This is a genomic window from Pantoea sp. Z09 (assembly GCF_022394795.1).
In the GTDB taxonomy this organism is placed as follows: Bacteria; Pseudomonadota; Gammaproteobacteria; order Enterobacterales; family Enterobacteriaceae; genus Pantoea; species Pantoea latae.
Genome location: NZ_CP092373.1, coordinates 1515722 through 1537233 on the forward strand (window position 1 = coordinate 1515722; position 21512 = coordinate 1537233).

The following is a 21512-nucleotide window of genomic DNA, read 5'->3' on the forward strand; positions in this document are numbered from 1 at the left end:
TGCCGCTCTCTGTGCGGACGTTACGTCCTGTAATGCGCGTTCACCTCTTATTTTTAGCGGTCTTTCTTTTCTCTCTGTTTCTGACCTGGCGCGAACTCTACACCCTGAAAGCGAACGATGAGGCCCGGCAGCGCGCCGCGCTGGTCGATCTGCAAAACGGGCTGGAAAGCCAGTTTCAGGAGAGCATTGACGGCATCATCTTTTATCGCCGCATGTTCAGCTACGCGCTGGCGCATCCGCTGGACGCCGATCACGGCCGCCGCGCGCTGGCGAGATTTCAACATCTGCGCGCGCAGCCCGCCTGGCAGCTGCGGCTTGATATGCCGCGCAGCATGCCGATCAACGGCGTCGGCGACGGCTGGCTGACTCAGGATGCGCTGCTGCAGCGCGATCCGCAGCGGCTGGACGGCGAGCTGCGCGCCGCGCTGGAGTTCAGCTTTATTCTGCAGTTCAGCGACGCGGCGAACGATTTCCACTCCCGCTTCTGGTACACCTCGCGCGCGGGTTTCTACATCAGCTCGCGTCCGCCGCACGATTTAGCCGCGCTCGCCGCCAGCTACGCCACTATGGTGTCGCGGCCCTGGTTCCGCACGGGCGCCGCGCAGGCTGGCCTTCAGCCGCGCTGGTCCGGCGTCTATCAGGGGGCGGAGCAGGAAGGGCCGATGCTAACCGCCAGTATGCCGGTGATCGATGACGGCTACTGGTACGGCACGCTGTCGATGGACTTTACCCAACAGCGCATCGCCGGGCTGCTGAACACCCTGCGCCACAGCGCGCTACAGGGCAGCGTGCTGCTGCTGGATAAAACCCTGCAGCCGGTGGCGTCGCTCGACGTCCCGGACGGCAAGACGCTGAGCCGTGCTGCCCGTCAGCAGCTTTATGCGCAGATGACACACCAGCCATATGGCGCGCTACGTCTGGAGCGGCAGTTTATCAGCTGGATCAAGCTGAGAAACGTTGACGGCTACCTGGTGAATCAGCAAACCCTGACGCAGGGGCTACGGCAGGATTTAGGGCGCGCGATGCTGTTTATGCTCACCATGTGGCTGCTGTTCGTGCTGCTGCTGCTGCTGGCGCATCAGGTGATTGTGCGGCTGGTGCGGCGGCTGAGCCAGCTCTCTGCGCGGCTGGAGTGGCGCGCCAGCTACGACGGCCTGACGCGCCTGCTTAACCGCAGCACCTTTTTTGAGCGCTTTGAGGCGGAGGCGACGCGCTGCGCGCAGCTCAAGGTGCCGCTGGCGGTGATCCAGCTTGATATCGACCACTTTAAGTCGGTCAACGACACCTGGGGGCATCAGGCGGGCGATCGGGCGCTGATGCGCGTCGCCGCGACGATAACGCAGGCGCTGCGTAAAAACGATCTGGCTGGCCGCGTCGGCGGCGAGGAGTTTTGCGTGGTATTGCCGGAGACCAGTCTGGCGGATGCGGTGAAGGTGGCGGAACGTATGCGTCAGCGGCTGGCGGAGAAAACCATTCTGGCCAGCGCCAGCCGCGGTTTCCGCGTCACTATCTCGGCGGGCGTCGCCAGCAGCGAAGCGGAGAATGACTACCAGCCGCAGCGGCTGCAGGCGGAAGCGGACCGTCGCCTCTATCTGGCGAAGCGTCAGGGCCGCAACCGCGTGGTGGCCGAGGATTAGACCTTGCCGTCGTTATCCTCTTCCACCGCCTGGTAGATGCGCTGCAGGATGTCGGGAAAGGCGGACTGCACGCGGCTCCAGCTGGGAATAAACGGCTTGTCGTTCGGGCGTTCGATAAACGCCTGGCCCGCTTCCAGAATCGACTGGGTGAACATTTCGACCGCCGCCTCTTCGATGTGCTGATCGAACTTCAGGCCGTTCATCGCCGCCTCGTGATTGTAGATCTCCATCATATCGAGCGCGTTGCGGTAGTAGGTCGCCTTCAGCACGCGAAAGGAGTCGCTGGTGAGCGGCACGCCCATGGTCGCCAGCTTGCGCAGCAGCGATTGCACAATATCGCTGCTCATACGCTTCAGCCCGCCGGTGCCATCATCTTCCGCCAGCGGCTGATGCTTGTGGTCATAGTTGTGGGCAATCTCCACCTGACAGGTCTGGCGCGTGGTGTAGTTGCGGTAGATCTCCGACAGCACGCCGATTTCCAGCCCCCAGTCGCCGGGGATCTTAATGCCATTAAGCACATGGGTGCGCATGGCGAACTCGCCCGACAGCGGATAGCGGAAGCTGGCGAGGTAGTCGAGATACTCGGAGTGGCCGTAGACCTTTTGCAGCGAACGCAGCAGCGGCCCCACCAGCAGCCGACCGACGCGGCCGTTCAGCTTGCCGTCGGCGACGCGGGCGTAGAACCCTTTGCAGAACTCATACTGAAAGGCAGGGTTGGCCAGCGGATAGAGCAGGCGCGCCAGCATGCCGCGTTCGTAGGTGACGATATCGCAATCGTGCAGCGCCACGCACTGGGTGCGATCCGAGGCCAGGGTAAAGCCGGTGCAGAACCAGACGTTGCGTCCCTTGCCCGGCTGGGAAGGGGAGAGCCCCTCTTTATCCAGCTCGGCGTCGATGGCCTTCAGGCGCGGGCCGTCGTTCCATAAAATGCGGTGGCGCTGCGGCAGACGCGAGAAAAATTCGCGCGCGTAGAGAAACTGATCGCGGTCGGCGCGATCGAGACCGATCACAATCTCGTCGAGATAGGGCACTTTGGCCAGCTCATCAACGATATGGCTCAACGCCGGGCCTTCCAGTTCAGAGAAAAGCGACGGCAGGATCAGCCCCATTTTGCGTTTGCGCGCGAAGCGCACCATCTCTTTTTCCAGCGACTCGACGCTGCGGTCGGTCAGATTATGGAAATTGGTAATCACGCCATTCTGATAAAAATCGCTCATCGCGCTTTCCTTTTGATAAACAGTGGGTGCGGCTTAATCGGGCTGGGTGAGAAAGTAGTCGAGACCCTCTTTCCAGCCCGCCGGGCCGTAGTGCGCCGTAGCGTAGATCCGTTGCGTATCCTGCCGGCTCAGCGAGACGGGCGTTTTGCTGTAGCCTTTGATCACCACCGCGTAGTCAACCGCATCGAGCATCGGTGCGTCGTTAGGGCCGTCGCCGAGGCCGAGGGTCGCCGGCGCGCTGTCATACTGGGTCAGCAGCCAGCGCAGCGCCTCGCCTTTGCCGCTGCCTGCTGGCATTACGTGCCAGAAGCGGCCGCCCTGGGTGAGCTGCAGCTGATGCTGCTGCAGCGCGGCGCGAAAGGCGTCGAGCTTCTCTTCGTCGTCGCGCCAGACAATCACCTCCGACGCCTGACGCTGCCGCGCCAGCGCCGAGTCGCTTTCCGTCAGGCCGGTCATCGCTGCCACTTCCGGATCGCTAAAGTCATGAAAACCCTTGAATCTGAACGTTGCCTGTAACGCCTTGAGCTGCTGGCAGAGGCTGTCATAGTCAGGGCTGTGCGGCGGAATGCGCACCTGACGCTCGGCCGACATCTGCACCAGCGCGCCGTTTTCCGCGATAAAAGGCAGGCCCGCCAGGCCGAGACGCTTTTGCAGCGGCGCGATTTCCGCAGCGGTTTTGCTGGAGCAGAGCACGACCGGCACCTGATGGCGCTGAAGCTCGGCCAGCCAGTCGGCGGCGGCGTCCCAGCGGTAGGTATGATGATCGAGCAGGGAACCATCCAGGTCGGTGACGATTAACAGCGGCTGTTGCAAACTGGGCATAGCGGGCTCCTTGCGACATTAACTGGCGGATTTTCAGTATTATAGTCAGAGCGGTTTTACGCCTGCTTTTCACCTGCCGCGCGGCACTTCCAGGATAATTCTTAAAACACTGGTGCGAAGCGAGGCGGGATGCACAAAGAGTGCAGAGGCAACGCGGCTAATTCAGGGCTGTTCCGCTTGCCGGTCGGTTCGTTTAGCAGAAAAAGTCGCAGGCTTGTGCATCTCCAGGACTTGTCTTAATGGCGTTCAGGCGTACTCTGCAAAGGTGTCAAGAATTTCCTGACGTAACGAATAGGCTGTTTATTTACCCGGCGCTCCCTGCCGGGTATTTTTTTGCCGTGCGCTCAGCGATTCATTTCGTTGCAGCTGCAGTCGCGGATATCCAGTTCATACTCGTCCGCCAGTTCGATACTGCTGCCCCAGGCTCTGCCGCCTGGCCGGTGAGGGCGGTCGCCCTCCGCCTGCGGCAAAGGGGGCTGCGCTGCGCTGCGCGGCAGGGTTTCCAGCAGCGCGTCGACGTCGGGTTTATCGTGAGGCTGCGGGTCGGGGCCGGTGTGATGTGTAGGCGCCATTATCGCTCTCCTTTTGGGTGAAAAGGATCTACAGGCTTGCTGTGACCCGGCATAGCGACGGATCGATTAAGTATAGACGGCGGCTGGCGCGGGGCGAGGGCGGAATAGCGGGCAAAAAAAAGCCCGCGCTGCGCGGGCAAAATCCTTGTTACTTTTAGGTTGACTGCCCCTTTGGGGTTGGCGCAGTGAGGAAAGTGTAAAAGGTTGCCCTGTCAGAAGTCTTGTTGCGAAACGTTAAGAAAGCGAAAAATTTCCCGCTTACCTAAATTTACCTGTTTTTTCCTTGGTAATCAGCGTCATCGTCTATAGTTAGTCACGGAGTTGAATCATAACGCGACAAGGAGAGACCATGGATTTATTACGCATTATTATCGCGATTATTCTGCCGCCGCTGGGCGTTTTTATGCAGGTGGGCTTTGGCGGCGCCTTCTGGCTCAATATCTTGCTGACGTTGTGCGGCTATATCCCCGGCATCATTCATGCGGTATGGGTGATTGCGCGTCGCTGAGTCCTGCCTCTTCGTTTACACTGATGCGCAGGAAAATCATCAGGAGCAACGCGCATGAAGGTCAATGACCGCGTCACCGTAAAGACCGATGGCGGCCCGCGCCGCCTCGGCACCATCCTCGCCGTCGAGCCGTTTAATGAAGGGGTCATGTATCTGGTGGCGCTGGAGGATTATCCGCTGGGCATCTGGTTTTTCAATGAGGGCGACCATCCGGAAGGGGTGTTTGTCGAGCCCTATCAAGAGACCTGATCGCTGTACAAAAATAACAGGAGCCGCTAAGGCTTAATGCTTGTTAGTTAGGGTCATGTTCAGGTAAGGCCGCTATTTTCTTACAATAGCGGCCTTTTCTTGTACGCGTGTGAGCCTGCTGGTGCGGGCCACTACACCTCCTCTGCTGCCGGGCCGTCCTCGCGCCGCTGCGCGGTGCCTTCGGCTGCAACGTCGTGCCAGCCGGACCGTTCGGGTACGGCCATCCAGGCCTACCCGACCTGCCGGTCGCATCCCTGCGACCGGCTCCGGGCACAACGTTTCCGCCTCAGCGCTGCGAATAGCCCTTTACAGCAGAGGAGGCGCAGTGGCCTCAGGCAGAGTGCCCTTTGTAGCCGTAAAAACGCTGCCGTCCTGTTTTAACAGCGCACACGGAAGCTGGCCAGCAGGCTGGGGCCGCTCAGGGACGGGCATTTCGCAGCGCTGAACAGAATGAGGCTGCCAGGAGAGCCCGCAGGGAAGCGGGCGAAAGGTGGGGCTGGAACAGGGAGGTTCCATCCCCACCGGTCCGTCAGGCAGACGAATGACGTGAAGGGACCGCGTCAGCGGCGCGAGGACCGCCCATCCCTGAGCGGCTCCAGACTGCGTTATCACCCTGTACTTAACTGACAAGCATTAGCCGTTAAGACTCTTTTTTATGCAGTCAAGACTCAGAAGGTTTCCCAGTTATCGCTGCCTGCCGCAGCCAGCGCCGGGCGCGGCGTCGCCAGCGGCGATTTCAGCGCAGGCGCGGGCGCGGAAGGCGCTGCAGGGCGCGCCGGCGTGTTGTGCAGGCGGAAAGCGGCCACCGCCTGCGTCAGTTTACCCGCCTGATCTTCCAGCGAGGCCGCCGCCGCGGAGGCTTCTTCCACCAGCGAGGCGTTCTGCTGGGTCACATTGTCCATTTCGGTGACCGCCTGGCTCACCTGCTGGATGCCGCGGCTCTGCTCATCCGACGCGGCGGCGATCTCCGCCATGATATCGGTGACGCGGCGCACCGCCTCGACGATCTCGCCCATAGTTTCGCCCGCTTCTCCTACCTGATGAGAACCCTCTTTGATCAGGTTAACCGACTCCGCAATCAGCGACTCGATCTCTTTCGCCGCCTGGGCGCTGCGCTGCGCCAGACTGCGCACCTCGCTGGCCACCACCGCAAAGCCGCGACCCTGTTCGCCGGCGCGTGCCGCTTCTACCGCGGCGTTAAGCGCCAGAATATTGGTCTGGAAGGCGATGCTGTTGATGACGTTGGTGATCTCAGCGATCTTCTTCGAACTGCCGGAGATATTGGTCATGGTGTTCACCACGCCGTTAACCAGATCGCCGCCGCTGCGCGCTTTGCCGGAGGCGTCCGCCGCCAGCTGGCTGGCGTGATGGGCGTTCTCGGCGTTCTGCTTCACCGTGGCGGTGAGCTGCTCCATGCTGGCGGCGGTCTGCTCCAGCGCGGCGGCCTGCTGCTCGGTGCGGGAAGAGAGATCGGTGTTGCCGGCAGAAATTTCGCCAGAGCCTTGATAGATGGCGACGGCGCCTTCACGCACCGTGCCGACGGTTTTCACCAGCGAATCCTGCATCAGCTGCAGATTATGCAGCAGAGCGCCAATCTCGCTGCGGCCGTGCGGCTCCGGTGGGGCAGTGAGGTCGCCCTGCGCGATGCGTTCAATGCGCGCCACCGACTGATGCAGCGGGCTGATCACCACACGACGCAGGAACACGAAGGTCAGCAGCGTTAGCGCCAGCGCAGCGGCGAAGGCGGCGGCCATGGCGATAAAGCCGATGCGCGACTGATGCTCCGCTCTGGCGTTAATGGCGTCGGCGCGCTGCGTGCGCAGCTTGATCGCCTGCAGCAGCACTTCGTTATAGGCGTTGTCGAGTTTGCGCGTGACGTCGGTCTCCTGCGCGATAATCCCCTCGAAGCTGCCCTGTTTGCCGGCGTTGATCATCGGCTTCAGCCCTTTTTCGACATAGTCGTTAAAGCGCGCTGTCAAGGGTGCGTCGAGGGCGATATCCTCGGGGGTTTTCACCTTACGCGCCATATAAATTTTGAAGCCGTCCTGCGCCTGCTGAATGCGTTTCTCGGTGGCGGCGACGCTGGCTTTGAACTCATCCATCTCACCGATGCGTGCGGCGGCGCCCGCCTGAATAATCGTGAGGCGCGCGGTGCGCAGATGGTTGGAACTGTTGGAGATGCCCATACGCACCTGGATCTCGTCGGTGGCATCTCGCAACGACTGGTTGCTCTGAATCAGGAAGTAGCTGGCAAGAGCGATACAGAGGGCGAACAGCAGCATAATGCCGCCGAAGATCATACTGAAGAGAGGAACCAGGCGCAGGTTGCGCCACAGTCCGGCCTTGAACTGTGTAGAAGAATCCAGTGGTGTGTTCATATCCTTGATCTCATGTCGGGGTTATGAGGCTAACATCGGCAAAGAGAGAAAAAGGGTTAGGGCAGGGAGTGCGATCTCGCTCGCAAAAACGGCGAAAAAAAACCGGCCAGAGGGCCGGTTCTTTCGGGAAGTGATTATCTTACATTGACATAGATGCCAGAGGTCACATTGTCGGTTAAACGCACCACATGGTAGATAACCTGTTTATTGTGGGTTTTAATTTTGCGCTTAATATTACCTTTATGTGACGAAACTGTTTTAGCTTTAATTTGCATCTTGTCTGAAATCTGAATGGTGTCGTGACCAGACATCCACATTTTCAGCATATTCGACTCCGTCTGGCTTAATGTCAGCGGATGAACGTCCAGGCCAGAAGAAATACGCGGAGAGGCGTTGAGTTTTTTCTGCAAATAGGTGCTAAGTAATGAGTCCAGCGTCGTCGTTTTTATCGATTTTGACGTAATAATCAGGTTCTTACGAACGTAGAGGTATTCCTCAAAATGGATATTGGAAATCGCCATAAAGATGAAAAAGAGCGTTTCCGGATGCTGCATAATAATGTTTCGGATGCGGTCGCTGGAATCCGATTCATGAATGAAACATTCTTCGTTAATAAACACTACGCCAGGTTTTAACTGTTCGCAGCGCTGCTGTAATTGATCAATGTCGGAGACAGAAAAGATGTTTTTCTTTTTGACTCCCTTACAGGACATATAGTCCGATAATCCCAGGCGTGTGTAGTTGCATGAATCCATAATAATCGTTGGCATGTTTAGCGACCCTCACCAATTTGTTATCCGTTTAAATCAACGATGAATTACGCGTTGCGGTACGAGAGAGATTTCTAAGACACTTTTTTATTCTGCTCAGCAGTCTGGCGACAGGCCATACGCCTGCCAAAAGTACTCTTCCCTGACCCGTTTCTGCAAAGTTATTTTTGTGCTGCCTTGACGTCACTTATCCCTCCAGTGATAGCGGGAATCGCTGGCGGTTTGCAATAAGCGTGTATAACACCCTGTTTTGAGAGCCTCGTCACTATCGCGCATAACACCCTCAATGCTGATAGGACGATTCTTAAAAACATTTGATTCGCGAAAGTGTGACGTTTTAGCGAGTGTTGACAATGCCGGAAAAAGAGAGTCCTGACAAGAAAAATCGTTAAAGGATTTTTTTTGTTCGAAAACAACCTGTTGCCTTTTTTGTCAACGATTCCGCGCTCTTAGCGATGGCGGGAATCTGTGAAATAAAATACTTGAAGCGCGGTTTAATAAGAATAATTTTCAGAGTCAGTTCTCACTTATCAGAATTTCCTTAGTTGATTTCTGAGAAAACTGGTTTGAAAAATGCACAGAATGTTTTAAGTGGCTTAAGTATTACTTTAGAAAGATAGTGAGATACTTAATGATCAGGGGTGAGACAGTTCCAGTAGAAACTGGGCGAGCAAATCAAAGACTTCACTGAACAGATGCTCACAGAAGGGCGCGACCAGCGGCATCATCAACCCCATGGTCAAAATTCCCACTGTTAAGGTAATTGGAAAGCCAACCGCAAAAATAGAGAGCTGAGGTGTAACACGGTTTAACAAACCCAGTACCAGGTTTATCAGAAGCAGCAAAACGATTAAGGGTAACGCTAACATCATGCCATTAAGGAAAATTAACCCGCCCGCTTTGACCAACGCGTTAAAGGCATTGGCGTTTAACAGCCCTCCGCCAATCGGCAGCGTATGAAAACTGTCCGCCAGCAACGAGATCAACCACAGGTGCCCGTTGAAGGTCAGAAACAGCAGCATCGCCAGCATATCGAGAAAACGCGCCAGCACCGGCATATTTAAACGACTGCCTGGGTCGAAAAAGGTGGCGAACGACAGCCCCATCTGCAAACCGATCACCTCGCCCGACAGGCGCACCGCGGCAAAGGCCAGCTGCATGGTAAAGCCGAGTCCGACGCCAATCAGCATCTGCTGCAGCAGCAGCCAGAAACCAGCAGACGAAAACAGCGTTACTTCAACCGGCGGCAGCACCGGCACCATTAGCCAGGTAATCAGCGCCGCCAGGCCAATCTTCACCCGGTTGCTGATGGTGCGCTCGCTCAGCAGCGGCGCGGTGGCGAACAGCGCCAGCATACGCGCCAGCGGCCAGAAGAACTGACTGACCCAGTGAACCAGCTGACCGCTGTCGAGCGTGACCATTAGCCGATCATATAAGGCAGGTTGGTGAACAGGGTGCGGATATAGTCCAGCACCAGATTCAGCATCCACGGCCCGGCAATGACGCCGGTCGCGGCAACGGCCAGCACCTTCGGAATAAAGGAAAGCGTCTGTTCGTTGACCTGGGTCGCGGCCTGCAGCAGGCTGATAATCAGGCCGCTCACAAGCGCCGCCAGCAGCAGCGGCGCGGCAAGCATTAGCGCCAGGCGCATCGCCTCCTGGCCCATCACCATCACGGATTCTGGCGTCATTTTTCTCTCCGGGGAATCGGAATAATCAGGAATAGAAGCTTTGCGCCAGCGAACCGACCAGCAACTGCCAGCCATCCACCAGAACAAACAGCATAAGCTTGAAGGGCAGCGAGATGGTCGCCGGCGGCACCATCATCATCCCCAGCGCCATCAGCACGCTGGCGACCACCAGATCGATAATTAAAAACGGGATAAAGACGGTAAAGCCAATCTGAAAGGCGGTTTTCAGTTCGCTGGTGACGTAGGCGGGCAGCAGAATGCGCATCGGCACCGCTTCCGGCCCCGCAATCGGCGGCGTGTTGGCCAGGCGGGCAAACAGCGCCAGGTCCGCTTCACGCGTCTGACGCAGCATAAAATCGCGCAGCGGCTGCGCCCCTTTCTCCAGCGCCACGTCCATGCTGATTTTGTCCTGGCTGAACGGCAGATAGGCGTCGTCGTAAATCTTGTCGAAGGTCGGCGCCATAATAAAGAAGGTCAAAAACAGCGCGAGGCCGAGCATCACCTGATTCGGCGGCGCCGACGGCGTGCCCAGCGCGTTGCGCAGCAGGCCGAACACGATAATGATGCGGGTGAAGCTGGTCATCATCAGCAGCACCGCCGGAATAAAGGTCAGCGAGGTGATAAACACCAGCGTCTGCACCGGCAGCGACCAGCTCTGCCCGCCGTTGGGCAGCGCATGGCTCACCAGGCCCGGCAGCTGGGCGTGAGCGGCCGGCGCCAGCAGCAGCAGCGGCAGAAAGGGGAGCAGTCGACGCATCATTTGGGTTTTCCGGGACGTTTAACCAGGTTTTGTAACAGCTGACGGAAATCTTGCGGCGCGGCGGCGGGCGCGCGCTCCTCCGGCGCCACCGGCGGCAGGGTGTGCAGATGGGTGATCTGCGCCGCCGTGACGCCCAGCACCAGGCGCGCCTCGGCGGTATCCACAATCACCACGCGCTCGCGCTGGCCGACCTGTACGCTGGCGCTCACCTTCAGCGCCTGGTTGCTTACCGTTTTTGGCGCAAAGCCGAGACGGCGCGCCAGCCAGGCGCAGGCGAGGATCAGCAGCACAATCACCGCCAGCACGCTGCTGACCTGCGTTACGACAGAGCCGGTAGAGAGAGCTGGCGTGGCGGGCGCTGCGGGCTGCAGCGCGTGGGACTGGGTGTTCATCATGCTTAGCGGCTCAGACGACGCATACGTTCAGACGGCGTGATGATGTCGGTGATGCGCACGCCATATTTATCATTGACCACCACCACTTCGCCCTGGGCGATCAGGTAGCCGTTGATCAGAATATCCAGCGGCTCGCCGGCCAGGCCGTCGAGCGCCACCACCGAGCCCTGCGTCAGACGCAGCAGCTCTTTGATGGTCATTTTGGTGCGGCCCAGCTCGACGGTGAGTTTGACCGGGATATCCATAATCAGGTCGATATCCTGCAGTGAACCGGCGGCCACGCTGCTCTCGAACGTTTTGAACACGTCGTCGCTCGGCGCCGCGCTGGTGGCGGTCTGCTCGTTCATCGCCTCAGCCCACAGATCGTCCGCAGAGATGTCGTCGGACGGTTTATTGCTGTCACTCATTGGGCTGTTCCTCATTCAGCGAATTCAAAATCGGGTTAATCAAATGCTCGACACGCAGGGCATACTGGCCGTTCATGGTGCCGTACTGGCTGGTAAGCACCGGCACGCCGTCGACGTGCGCGATAATGCGCTCCGGCTTCTCGATCGGCAGCACGTCGCCAGGCTTGAGCTGCAAAATGCGCGACAGACGCAGCGAGGTCTCGGCAAAGTGGGCAATCAGCTCCAGCTCTGAATGCTGCACCTGCTTCACCAGGTTTTCGCGCCAGTGGTTATCCTCCGTACGGGAGTTCTCCAGCGGCGGGTTAACCAGCAGCTCGCGCAGCGGCTCGATCATCGAGAACGGAATACAGATGTTGAACTCGCCCACCAGGTTGCCAATCTCGACCTGGAACGGCGTGTTGACCACGATATCGTTCGGCGAGGTGGTGATATTGGTGAACTTGACCTGCATCTCGGAGCGGACATACTCCACGTCCAGCGGGTAGATCGCCTTCCACGCGTCGCTGTAGCCTTCCAGCGCCAGCTTCAGCATGCGGCGGATTACGCGCTGCTCGGTGTGGGTGAACTCGCGGCCTTCTACCTTGGTCGGGAAGCGTCCATCGCCGCCGAACAGGTTATCCACGGCGATAAACACCAGGCTCGGCGAGAAGACCACCAGCGCCGTTCCGCGCAGCGGTTTCAGGTGGATCAGGTTCAGGTTGGTCGGCACCGGCAGGTTGCGGGCGAACTCGTGATACGGCTGAATCTTGATCGCACCGACGCTGATATCCGGGCTGCGGCGCAGCAGGTTAAACAGCGCCATACGAAAATGTCGGGCGAAACGCTCATTAATAATCTCCAGCGCCTGCAGGCGCTCGCGCACCACGCGACGCTGGGTATTCGGGTCGTAAGGACGAATGTCGCCTTCCGGCCCGCTTTGATTCTTTTCATCTACCGCGCTGTCACTGTCGCCGTTGAGCAGCGCGTCAATCTCAGCCTGGGAGAGAATGCTATCGCCCATTGATTTACCTCAAAATGAAGGCGGTAAACAGCACGTCGGTTACCACCTGCGCAGGCTGTCCTTTCACCAGCGGAGGTGACAGCACCTGCTTGATCTGATCAATCAGCGCTTGCTTGCCTGGCTCCGTCGCCAGCGCGGCGGCGCTCTGTCGGGAGAGCAGCAGCAGCAAGCGGCTACGCACGTCCGGCAGATAATCATTCATCCGACGACGGGTATCTTCGTCCGGCAGACGCAGGGTAAAGCCTACGTACAGCACGCGGTCAGGATCGTTGTCGGGATTGACCAGGTTAACCGTAAAGGTATCAAGCGCAAAAAAGACGGGAGCGGGCGGCGGTTCCACTTTCGCGGCTTCCGGTTTGTCGCTCTCGTGTTTATTCATCATTCGCCAGACTGCATAGCCTGCCACGCTACAAGCGGCCAGCGTTACAATCAGCAACACCGGAATTAAGAGTGAACGTTTGCGGCCTTTTGCTTTCGCGTTATCAGACATTTTTGCAGTAACTTCCTGTGAATTATCGGCAAACCTCTCGGTTTGCCTGGACAGATTATCCCGCGTCTTAAGTCAAACAATGGGAAGAAAAGACGCGGGTTTTACGCTTACCTTCAGCGTTTGTCGCTGTCAGGCAAAGGTATCGACGGCGCCGGTGCCGAGGATGCGCGCCTGAAGGGCGGCAGGAACGGCGATCGGCGTTATTTCGCTATCGTCATTCTGGGAGAGAGAGAAGGCGCCGTGCTGTCCGTCGCGGCGTGTCTCCTGCTGCTGCTGTTGCTGCTGCTGGAAGCCCTGGCTCTGCGCGAAGCTGTCACTGCTGACCTGACTCTGTCCCAGGTTAATGCCGTTTTCCGCCAGCGCGGTACGCAGCTGCGGAAGGGCGGCTTCCAGCGCCGCCCTGACGTGGCTGTGGCTGGAGGCCATACTGATCTGCGCCTGGTCGTTATCCAGCTTCAGGCTAATCTGGATCGCCCCCAGGTCTGCCGGATGCAGCCGCAGCTCGGCGTTTTGCTGGCCGTTGCGGCTGAACATCACAATCTGCTGACTGAGCGCCTGCTGCCACTCGTCGCTGCCCAGCTGCGCGTTCAACATCGGCGTCGACGGCGTGCTGGTCGTGGCCGAGGCGCTCTGCATCATCAGCGGCGCCGAGCTGCTGCTGAGCGGGGCGCTGGTGAGCGTGGTGCTGTCCGAATTCAGCGGCGCGCTTTTCTCATCCTGCTTGCTGAAGTTGCTCAGCGCCTGCTGAAAGCTGCTGTCCAGCGTCAGCGGTGCGGCGGTCGTGCTGGCTGCTGCCGTTGCCGTTGCCGTCGCCGCTGGCGTTGCGTGCAGTACAGCCGCTGACGCCGCTTTCGTCTCTGCCTGGCTCGCCTGCGTCTGTGACGGCGACGCATCGCTCTGCGCCAGCGCGCCGCTTAGCGCCTGGCTCAGCGTGGAGAGCGCGCTGCGCCGCGTTTCACCGCCGGTCGCCGCCGGGCTCACCGCCGCGTTTACGCTGCTCTGCGTCACCGCCGTTGCCGGCAGCATGGCGAACAGCGCCTGGATAGTTTGCGCATCACTGCTGTTTACGATTTCTGCGCTTTCTTTCTCTTTATCATCGGCGGATTTGGTGGCGGCTTTAATATTTTCCGGCGTCAGCAGCGCATTCAGGCTGTCGGGTTGCTCAAAGGGAGTCAGCAGCGCGCTGAGCGCATCCGTCGGCGCGGCCTCATCCTGGCTTTCCTCTGCGCTTTCAGCGGATTGCGCCACGTTTCCCTGCTGTTTCGCCAGCGTCAGCAGGCGGTTGCCCAGCTCGGTGAGAAAATCCTGCGGCAGCGATTTGACGCTGTGCAAAAGGTCTGCGGAATCTGAACTGTTCAGGTCACCTTTCGCGCTGGCGGCGGTGACAGTAGTTGGCAGCGTAATCATTCGCCTTTCCTCAATGCGGCCCGTTGGGCATATTCATCCATCCGTTTCTGATCGAGACGGTTTTCCATTCGTAATGCGTTGTCCGCCGCGCGGCTAATCAGCGTCTGATAGGCGTTAAGGCGCTGCTGCTTCTCGCGCCAGCTCGCCAGCGCCTGCTCCAGCCGCTGGTTCCAGTGATTCAGCTGGGCGCGGTGCTGCTCAATCGCTTTTTCCAGCGTCTGAATAAACTGGTGGTAGTTGGTCCAGCGCGTGGTGGCGATGCCGCCCGACATATCGTTGTTCAGCTTGTTGCGGTACTCATCCTGGTAGTCGAGCAGCATGGTGAGCTGCTCGTCGGCCTGGCGCACGCCGCGGCGCATATCGCCGAGGTGGATCACCGCTTTTTCCAGATCCTGCTCCGCTAAATCGCGCAGCGTGTCGATGGCACTGGCGCTTTTCATCGCTTACTCCTCCGCCGTTAGCCGAACAGCGCGTGCAGATGCAGGCAGGCGTCGTCGTAGTGGCTGCGTTCGAAAATGCCCTGTTGCAAAAAGGCTTCCATCTGCGGATAGAGGCGGATCGCCTTATCCAGCATCGGGTCGCTGCCGGCGGCGTAGGCGCCGACGCTCACCAGGTCGCGGTTGCGCTGGAAGCTGGAGAGCAGCTGTTTAAACTGACGCACCTTCGCATAGTGATCCTCATCGATCAGCGCGGTCATGGCGCGGCTGATAGAGGCTTCGATATCGATCGCCGGATAGTGGCCCGCTTCGGCCAGCCGGCGCGACAGCACGATATGGCCGTCGAGAATGGCGCGCGCCGAGTCGGCGATGGGATCCTGCTGATCGTCGCCCTCGGTCAGCACGGTATAGAAGGCGGTGATCGAGCCGCCGCCGTGGGTGCCGTTGCCGGCGCGTTCCACCAGCGCCGGCAGTTTGGCGAACACTGAGGGCGGATAGCCTTTGGTGGCGGGCGGCTCGCCGATGGCCAGCGCAATCTCGCGCTGCGCCATGGCGTAGCGCGTCAGGGAGTCCATGATCAGCAGCACATGCTGGCCGCGATCGCGAAAATCTTCGGCGATGCGCGTGGCGTAGGCGGCGCCCTGCATGCGCAGCAGCGGCGAGACGTCGGCGGGCGCGGCGATCACCACCGAACGCGCGCGCCCCTCGGCGCCGAGTATATTTTCAATAAAGTCTTTCACTTCGCGGCCGCGCTCGCCGATCAGGCCGACCACGATCACGTCCGCCTGGGTATAGCGCGCCATCATGCCGAGCAGCACGCTTTTGCCGACGCCGGAGCCAGCGAACAGGCCCATACGCTGGCCGCGACCCACGGTGAGCAGGGCGTTGATGGCGCGCACGCCGGTATCCAGCACGTCGGTAATCGGCGTGCGCTGCAGCGGGTTAAACGGCGGCGTGATCAGCGGTGCGCGGTAACCGGTGTCGGGCGAGGGCAGGCCGTCCAGCGGCTTGCCGCTGCCGTCGAGCACGCGGCCCAGCAGTTCCGGGCCGAGCAGCAGCTGTTTGCCGCTGTGGCCGCTGTCGCGCGCATAGACACGCGCGCCAGGCAGAATGCCGTCGACCTCTTCCAGCGGCATCAAAAACAGCTTCTGGCCGTTAAAGCCCACCACTTCGCTTTCCACTTCGGTCAGGGTTTTGCCGTCGTTGCGTTCGATCACGCAGGTGGCACCGAGCGGCAGCTGCAGGCCGGTCGCCTCCAGCACCAGACCGGTGGCGCGCGTCAGGCGGCCGTAGCGGCGCACCGGCTGCACCTGCGCGATGCGGGTTTCAAAGGCGTCGAGCGCGCCCAGCCAGCGGGAGAGTCGCGAAGTCATTAAAACTCTCCTGGCGCGGCGAGGCGACACAGCTCCTGCCAGCGCGTCGCCACGCTGGCGTCAAGGTCGCCATCTTCGGCGCTCAGCTTGCAGCCGCCGGGATGCAGCGTGCTGTCGGCCAGCAGCCGCCAGCCGTGCAGATCGAGCGTCGGGCCGAGCGTCTGTTCAATGCGTTGCAGATCGTCAGGATGCACGCGCAGCTGCGGTTTGCCGCTGAACATCGGCTCCTGCTGCAGCAGCTGCTGGATCTGACGCAGCAGCGCAGTGCCGTCCACCGTGGTCGCCTGGCCGATCACCTGACGCGCGGCTTCCAGCGCCAGCTGCATCAGCCGCGAGGCGATAACGCTGTCGAGCGCCTCCAGCGAGTGCTGGAACTCGGTGACCAGCTGCTGCATGCGCGCCTGAAGCGGCGCCTGCTGCTGCTGCGCATCCGCCAGCCCCTGCTGAAAACCGGCGTCATAGCCCGCTTTCTGGCCTTCGGCGAAGCCCTGCTGATGGCCTTCGCTGTAGCCCTGCGCCTGCGACTCTTTGCGCGCCTGCTGCTGCAGGCGCTCGAACTGAAGCTGTTGCTCATCAACCTCTGAGGCGAACATCTCCGGCTCCGGCATCATCTCCGGCTCCGGCTCGTCGCGGCGGCCTAAATCCTCAGGCTGCCAGAGCTGCCACGGGCGGGCGGAAAAGGCATCAGACATAGGTTTCCTCGCCGCCGCCAATCACCATCTCGCCCGATTCCGCCAGACGACGGACGATAAGCAGGATGGCTTTCTGTTCGTTCTCCACCGCAGACATACGCACCGGCCCGCGGTTGGCGAGGTCGTCGCGCAGGATATCGGCGGCGCGCGCCGACATGTTCTTGAGGAACTTCTCGCGCAGCGGCTGTTCCGCGCCCTTGAGCGCCACCAGCAGCTGCTCGGACTCCACTTCCTGCAGCAGGCGCTGGATGCTGCGGTCGTCCACTTCCACCAGGTTCTCGAACAGGAACATCTCGTCGATGATCTTCTGCGCCAGTTCGCCGTCGAAGTCGCGAACCGCTTCGATAACCGCCTCTTCCTGCTGGGTTTTCATCAGGTTGATGATCTCGGCCGCGGTTCTCACGCCGCCCATCTTCGCGCGCTTGAGGTTGGTGCCGTCCAGCAGGTTGTTGAGCACTTCGGTCAGCTCCGCCAGCGCCGCCGGCTGCACGCCGCCGAAGGTGGCGATACGCAGCATCACGTCGTGACGCAGGCGCTCGTCGAACAGCGCCAGGATATCTGCCGCCTGGCCGCGTTTGAGATGCACCAGGATGGTGGCGATGATCTGCGGATGCTCGTCGCGAATAAGATCGGCTGCCGCCTGCGGCTCCATAAAGTTGAGCGTTTCCATACCGCTGGTGGTCTCGCGGGATTCGAGAATATCCTCCAGCAGGCTGGCGGCGCGCTCTTCGCCCAGCGCTTTGGTGAGCACCGAACGCAGGTACTCGTTCGAGTTGAGGCTGAGCGCCGCGAACTGCTCGGCGTCGGTCTCGAACTCGCGCAGGATTTCGGTGAGCTGCTTGTGCGACACCTGGCGCATATTGGCCATCGCGGCGCTCAGGTGCTGCACTTCACGCTGGTTGAGGTGCTTGAACACCTCGGCGGCGCGCTCTTCGCCGATGGTCATCATCAGGATGGCGCTTTTTTCAGTTCCGGTCAGACTCATAGTTCTTTACTCATCCATTCGCGGATAACCAGCGCGACGACGCGCGGATCGTTCTCGGACATATCGCGGATACGCTGGCTCATCACCTCGGCGCTCATGCGGTTGTTAGACTTACGCTCCACGTCCTGCTCATCTTTGCTGAGCTGCACGCTGTAGGCTTCTTCTTCCTGTTCGGCGGCAACGCGCTGCGCGGCGGCTTCCACGGCGGCCTGTTCCGCTTCGCGTTTGCGCATCAGCTGCGGACGCACCATTTTGCGGTAGAGGATGAAGGCGACCAGGGCGATCAGCAGCCATTTGCCGACGTTCATCATCTGATCGAAGAAGGCCTGCTGCTGCCAGAACGGCAGGTCGCCGCTGCTCGGATCGTTGGCGGTGAACTCGGAGTTGACCACGTTGACGCTGTCGCCGCGCGGCTGCGAGTAGCCCATCGCTTCGCGCGTCAGATCTTCTACCTGCTTCAGCTGCTGTTCGTTAAGGGCGATCGCCTTGCCTTTGTCGTCGGCGCGATAGTTAACCACCACCGCGACCGAGAGACGCTGCACGTCGCCGACGTTCATTTTGGTATGGCGAATGGTGCGGTCCAGCTCGTAGTTCACCGTATCGTCGCGGCGCGAGTTGGTCGGTGCGCTGCTGCTGGCGGTGCTGGTGGTGCTGCCGTTGTTGGCGTTGTTCTGCTGGCCGTTCTGGCCATTTTGTCCATTTTGACCATTGGGCGCGTTAACCGGCGCGGTGTTGGCTGGCGCAGGCTGGTTGGAGAGGGCGCCCGGCACGCCGCCCGGGTAGGGGCTGCCGCTCTGATCGCTGGTGCTGGTCTGGCGCGAGCGGATCGCTGTGCTGTTCGGGTTGCCGTTAGGCTGATACTTCTCGTCGGTCTGCTCGCTTTTATCGAAGTTGATCTGCGCCGTCACCTGCGCATGCACGTTGCCCTGGCCCAGAATCGGGTTCAGGATCGCTTCGATGCGCTGCTGGTAGCGCGCTTCGACTTCGGCGGTGTACTTCAGCTGCGCGTCATTAAGATCGCGGCCTTCGCTGTCGGAGCGGGTCAGCAGACGACCGCTCTGATCGACCACGGTGACGTTGCCCGGCGGCAGACCCGCCACGCTGCTGGAGACCATATGCACGATGGCCTGAATCTGGCCCTCATCGAGCGCGCGGCCCGGCTGCAGGTTCAGGGTCACCGAGGCGGAAGGCGATTTCTGCTCGCGCACGAACAGCGTCGGTTTCGGCATCGCCAGATGCACGCGCGCGGTTTTCACCGGCCCTAAGGTTTCGATGGTGCGCGCCAGTTCTCCTTCCAGCGCACGCTGGTAGTTGACCTGCTCGCTGAACTGGCTGATGCCGAACTTCTCCTGATCGAGCAGTTCAAAGCCGACCGATCCGCCCTTCGGCAGTCCCTGCTGCGCCAGACGCAGGCGCAGCTCGTGCACCTTTTCCGCCGGCACCATCAGCGCGCCGCCGTTGTCGGCGAAGCGGTAGGGGATGTTCATCTGGGTGAGCTGGGTAACAATCGCGCCGCCGTCTTCATCAGAGAGATTGTTGTACAGCACGCGGTAATCCGGCGCTTTCGCCCAGAGCACCAGCGCCATCACGATAGCGATAGCGGCGGCGGCGGCAATGATAAGGGGGATACGCGGGTTAGCGCGCAGGCGAGCGATAAGGTCACTAAAGCCTTTTTTTGCTGAATCCTGTGTAGCGGCTGCACTCGCATTCATGACCGTTTCCTGCCTGACATAATTGACCGGGTTTGTTGTGGTGACAAAACAGACTCCCTGACACTGCGTAAAAGAAATTCCACTTCAATGCATGGCATTATTTTCTTTATCGCAAAATTCGATGGGCGAATAAGCCGGGTTTTTTGCAGTTATTTAGCGCCTTTGTCTCATTGACAACGTGTTAACTTTTTGAGCGTAGAAAATTCCATCTCTTTCTCTCAATGAGGTAACGGCATGTCCATTCAGGCAATCGACGGCGTTTTACAGCAGCTTCAGCTGACTTCGCTGCAGGCCAGTAACAAAAGCAGCGAGGCGACGCAGCCGGTCGACTTCGCCGCCACCATGAAAGCAGCGCTGGATAAGATCAGCGACACGCAGAACACCGCGCGCGCCCAGGCGCAGGATTTTGAGATGGGCAAGCCAGGCATCGCGCTGAACGACGTGATGGTGGATATGCAGAAGTCGTCTATCTCGATGCAGATGGGGATTCAGGTGAGGAACAAGCTGGTGTCGGCGTATACGGATATTATGAATATGCAGGTGTAGGTTGGTTAACTAACTAATAAATAGAAAATTAAAGGTTAGATCGCTTTGGTGTGGGGTTCGGATGGGACAAGCTCGTTCATTTTCGTGTTGATTAGGGAAAGCTGATCCGTATTGTTCTCCGACATCCAGGCGCCATAAACCCGGCACACCATCTGCGCATCTGAGTGACCCATTTGCGCGACGACATAGTTCGGGTTGGCGCCTGCCGACAACGCCCAGCATGCGAACGTGTGCCTGGACTGATATGCTTTGCGGTGACGAAGGCCTGCACGCCTCAGCGCACTGTTCCATATCTGACCCAGCGAGTCTGCTGAATAGTAGTTTCCTGCTCGTCCGTTGACCGAGTCGATGTTGGCGTTAAAAACGAATGTTTTCTGGTCATCGATCCGTTTTCCATACTCCCTGGTATGAAAGGCGAAAGAGGTCGGCGGATACATTCTTGTCAGCTCGCGCTGGTCGCGGAGAACTTCGACCGCTGCATCAATCATGCATATGACCCTGTTGCCCGCTTCTGTCTTCGGTGGGGTGAACAGACCCTGCGGGGTCAGATTGCGTGACACGGTTATTGTCTTCGCTTCAAGGTCTATGTCTTCCCAGGCTAAAGCGCAGATTTCCCCGTGGCGCAAACCTGTCAGAATTGCCAGCGACCACATGTTGGCGTTCTGCCGGGTAGAGCACCCGGCGATGAAGCGCGGAAATTCCTCTCGCGTGATCGGGTCCGGCCGCTTGTTGGATTTCTTAAGAGGTTTGATGCCCGTCATCGGGTTTGCCTCTATATATCCGTTCCCGTGAGCAAAGGCGAAGATTGCTTTCAGATCGGACATGCTGGAGTTAACCGTGGCTGCCGTCCTGCCTTTCTTCTCTATATCCATCTTCCTGCCGGTAAAGTAGCTTACATTCAGCAGTTCGTTGCGGAGGCTAAGCAGATCCTTCTGCATGATGGTCTTTATGTCCCGGCTGTTGCCGATATTGTCGAGCGTGACCCGAACCCGGCGTTCTGTCGTCACATACGAGCTGTTTGCCCAGTCCGGCTTTTTAAGCTTCAGCCATAAATCCGCCACATCCCGTATAGCCACCGGCTTTGATGATTCCACCTCGTTTTTGAACAGCGGCGAGTCGGGGAAATGGCTGCGGTAATTGAATGTCCCTGTCTTTATGCGATACACGATGTTGCTACGTAGCTCGCCGGCCATCTTCCGGTTCTTGGGCGTGTCGGGTACACCGAGCGCCTCCTACCGTCTTTTACCCTCGTACATGAACCAGATCCGAAGATGGTTTTTGTTGGGGGCCACGCCTGTTGGATATGCAGACATTTTCCTGTCGCATGTTAGGGCCTAAATGCGGCAGTAAGATTTGGGGCAGGGCAAAGGGAGATGTTATCCTTACTAACTGCTCTTATATTGGGGCTAATTCGTTCATTGACGTCGCCAGTGCAGCTTACGCAAATATTGCCAAGATCAATGTT

At 59.3% G+C, this 21512-nt stretch carries 23 protein-coding genes and 1 pseudogene; 5 read left to right on the forward strand and 19 right to left on the reverse strand.

Annotated elements, in window-relative coordinates; genetic code table 11:
* Positions 1 to 32: 32 nt before the first annotated feature.
* Positions 33 to 1637 (forward strand): cellulose biosynthesis regulator diguanylate cyclase DgcQ, encoded by a 1605-nt coding sequence (gene dgcQ / locus MC269_RS07195; RefSeq protein ID WP_239954658.1) that lies wholly within the window; start codon positions 33 to 35, stop codon positions 1635 to 1637.
* Here the strand turns inward: dgcQ and MC269_RS07200 are convergent.
* The 3 genes from MC269_RS07200 to MC269_RS07210 all read right to left on the reverse strand — a co-directional run bounded on the left by MC269_RS07200 (position 1634) and on the right by MC269_RS07210 (position 4248).
* A complete protein-coding gene (locus tag MC269_RS07200; RefSeq protein WP_081140119.1) occupies positions 1634 to 2854 on the reverse strand; it encodes a glycosyl transferase in 1221 nt (406 codons plus the stop codon). The genes dgcQ and MC269_RS07200 overlap by 4 nt on opposite strands.
* Before the next feature lie 33 nt (positions 2855 to 2887).
* Complete coding sequence (locus MC269_RS07205) at positions 2888 to 3676, reverse strand: mannosyl-3-phosphoglycerate phosphatase-related protein (protein WP_239954659.1); 789 nt, start codon at positions 3674 to 3676, stop codon at positions 2888 to 2890.
* A 344-nt stretch (positions 3677 to 4020) separates the two neighbouring features.
* A complete protein-coding gene (locus MC269_RS07210) occupies positions 4021 to 4248 on the reverse strand; it encodes a DUF2525 domain-containing protein (protein ID WP_239954660.1) in 228 nt (75 codons plus the stop codon).
* 349 nt (positions 4249 to 4597) lie between these two features.
* On the opposite strand from MC269_RS07210, the gene MC269_RS07215 reads away from it, so the two are divergent.
* The 3 genes from MC269_RS07215 to MC269_RS18835 all read left to right on the forward strand — a co-directional run bounded on the left by MC269_RS07215 (position 4598) and on the right by MC269_RS18835 (position 5915).
* The gene (locus MC269_RS07215; RefSeq protein ID WP_033749833.1) at positions 4598 to 4756 is read left to right on the forward strand and encodes a YqaE/Pmp3 family membrane protein; all 159 of its coding nucleotides are present in this window, start codon (positions 4598 to 4600) and stop codon (positions 4754 to 4756) included.
* A 54-nt stretch (positions 4757 to 4810) separates the two neighbouring features.
* On the forward strand, positions 4811 to 5005 hold the full coding sequence (gene dsrB, locus MC269_RS07220; RefSeq protein WP_239954661.1) for a protein DsrB: 195 nt from the start codon (positions 4811 to 4813) through the stop codon (positions 5003 to 5005).
* A 655-nt stretch (positions 5006 to 5660) separates the two neighbouring features.
* A complete protein-coding gene (locus MC269_RS18835; RefSeq protein ID WP_371824377.1) occupies positions 5661 to 5915 on the forward strand; it encodes a DUF3035 domain-containing protein in 255 nt (84 codons plus the stop codon).
* A 37-nt stretch (positions 5916 to 5952) separates the two neighbouring features.
* On the opposite strand, the pseudogene MC269_RS07225 reads toward MC269_RS18835, so the two are convergent.
* The 15 genes and pseudogenes from MC269_RS07225 to fliF form a co-directional block, all read right to left on the reverse strand.
* A pseudogene (locus MC269_RS07225) lies at positions 5953 to 7383 on the reverse strand (methyl-accepting chemotaxis protein); the annotation flags it as partial.
* 134 nt (positions 7384 to 7517) lie between these two features.
* Positions 7518 to 8153 (reverse strand): transcriptional regulator RcsA, encoded by a 636-nt coding sequence (gene rcsA / locus MC269_RS07230; protein ID WP_081142451.1) that lies wholly within the window; start codon positions 8151 to 8153, stop codon positions 7518 to 7520.
* Between the two features lie 635 nt (positions 8154 to 8788).
* Positions 8789 to 9574, reverse strand: coding sequence for a flagellar biosynthetic protein FliR (gene fliR, locus MC269_RS07235; RefSeq protein WP_239955089.1), 786 nt, complete (start codon positions 9572 to 9574; stop codon positions 8789 to 8791).
* Positions 9574 to 9843 carry a flagellar biosynthesis protein FliQ gene (fliQ, locus tag MC269_RS07240; RefSeq protein ID WP_081142453.1) on the reverse strand — a complete coding sequence of 90 codons (270 nt, stop codon included), beginning with the start codon at positions 9841 to 9843 and terminating at the stop codon, positions 9574 to 9576. Before fliQ ends, fliR begins: the two co-directional genes overlap by 1 nt.
* Before the next feature lie 25 nt (positions 9844 to 9868).
* Positions 9869 to 10600 (reverse strand): flagellar type III secretion system pore protein FliP, encoded by a 732-nt coding sequence (gene fliP / locus MC269_RS07245; RefSeq protein ID WP_239955090.1) that lies wholly within the window; start codon positions 10598 to 10600, stop codon positions 9869 to 9871.
* Positions 10600 to 10995: a flagellar biosynthetic protein FliO gene (gene fliO, locus MC269_RS07250; protein WP_239955091.1), complete on the reverse strand. Its 396-nt coding sequence runs from the start codon at positions 10993 to 10995 to the stop codon at positions 10600 to 10602. The genes fliP and fliO overlap by 1 nt, the downstream gene beginning before the upstream one ends.
* Positions 10996 to 11000: 5 nt before the next feature.
* On the reverse strand, positions 11001 to 11405 hold the full coding sequence (fliN, locus tag MC269_RS07255; RefSeq protein ID WP_081142454.1) for a flagellar motor switch protein FliN: 405 nt from the start codon (positions 11403 to 11405) through the stop codon (positions 11001 to 11003).
* The gene (fliM, locus tag MC269_RS07260; protein WP_081142455.1) at positions 11398 to 12405 is read right to left on the reverse strand and encodes a flagellar motor switch protein FliM; all 1008 of its coding nucleotides are present in this window, start codon (positions 12403 to 12405) and stop codon (positions 11398 to 11400) included. The genes fliN and fliM overlap by 8 nt, the downstream gene beginning before the upstream one ends.
* Positions 12406 to 12409: 4 nt before the next feature.
* Complete coding sequence (fliL, locus tag MC269_RS07265; RefSeq protein ID WP_081142456.1) at positions 12410 to 12895, reverse strand: flagellar basal body-associated protein FliL; 486 nt, start codon at positions 12893 to 12895, stop codon at positions 12410 to 12412.
* A gap of 129 nt (positions 12896 to 13024) precedes the next feature.
* Complete coding sequence (locus MC269_RS07270) at positions 13025 to 14302, reverse strand: flagellar hook-length control protein FliK (RefSeq protein ID WP_239954664.1); 1278 nt, start codon at positions 14300 to 14302, stop codon at positions 13025 to 13027.
* Positions 14299 to 14742 (reverse strand): flagellar export protein FliJ, encoded by a 444-nt coding sequence (fliJ, locus tag MC269_RS07275; RefSeq protein ID WP_239954665.1) that lies wholly within the window; start codon positions 14740 to 14742, stop codon positions 14299 to 14301. The genes MC269_RS07270 and fliJ overlap by 4 nt, the downstream gene beginning before the upstream one ends.
* 17 nt (positions 14743 to 14759) lie before the next feature.
* Positions 14760 to 16112 carry a flagellar protein export ATPase FliI gene (gene fliI, locus MC269_RS07280; protein WP_239954668.1) on the reverse strand — a complete coding sequence of 451 codons (1353 nt, stop codon included), beginning with the start codon at positions 16110 to 16112 and terminating at the stop codon, positions 14760 to 14762.
* A complete protein-coding gene (gene fliH / locus MC269_RS07285) occupies positions 16112 to 16804 on the reverse strand; it encodes a flagellar assembly protein FliH (RefSeq protein ID WP_081142462.1) in 693 nt (230 codons plus the stop codon). Before fliH ends, fliI begins: the two co-directional genes overlap by 1 nt.
* On the reverse strand, positions 16797 to 17789 hold the full coding sequence (gene fliG / locus MC269_RS07290) for a flagellar motor switch protein FliG (protein WP_081142465.1): 993 nt from the start codon (positions 17787 to 17789) through the stop codon (positions 16797 to 16799). Before fliG ends, fliH begins: the two co-directional genes overlap by 8 nt.
* On the reverse strand, positions 17786 to 19501 hold the full coding sequence (gene fliF / locus MC269_RS07295) for a flagellar basal-body MS-ring/collar protein FliF (RefSeq protein WP_239954669.1): 1716 nt from the start codon (positions 19499 to 19501) through the stop codon (positions 17786 to 17788). Before fliF ends, fliG begins: the two co-directional genes overlap by 4 nt.
* 234 nt (positions 19502 to 19735) lie before the next feature.
* Here fliF and fliE point away from each other — a divergent pair, with 234 nt between their 5' ends.
* Positions 19736 to 20047 (forward strand): flagellar hook-basal body complex protein FliE, encoded by a 312-nt coding sequence (gene fliE / locus MC269_RS07300; RefSeq protein ID WP_081142470.1) that lies wholly within the window; start codon positions 19736 to 19738, stop codon positions 20045 to 20047.
* Positions 20048 to 20082: 35 nt separating this feature from the next.
* On the opposite strand, the gene MC269_RS07305 is transcribed toward fliE, so the two are convergent.
* Positions 20083 to 21240: a tyrosine-type recombinase/integrase gene (locus MC269_RS07305; RefSeq protein ID WP_371824362.1), complete on the reverse strand. Its 1158-nt coding sequence runs from the start codon at positions 21238 to 21240 to the stop codon at positions 20083 to 20085.
* Positions 21241 to 21512 lie beyond the last annotated feature (272 nt).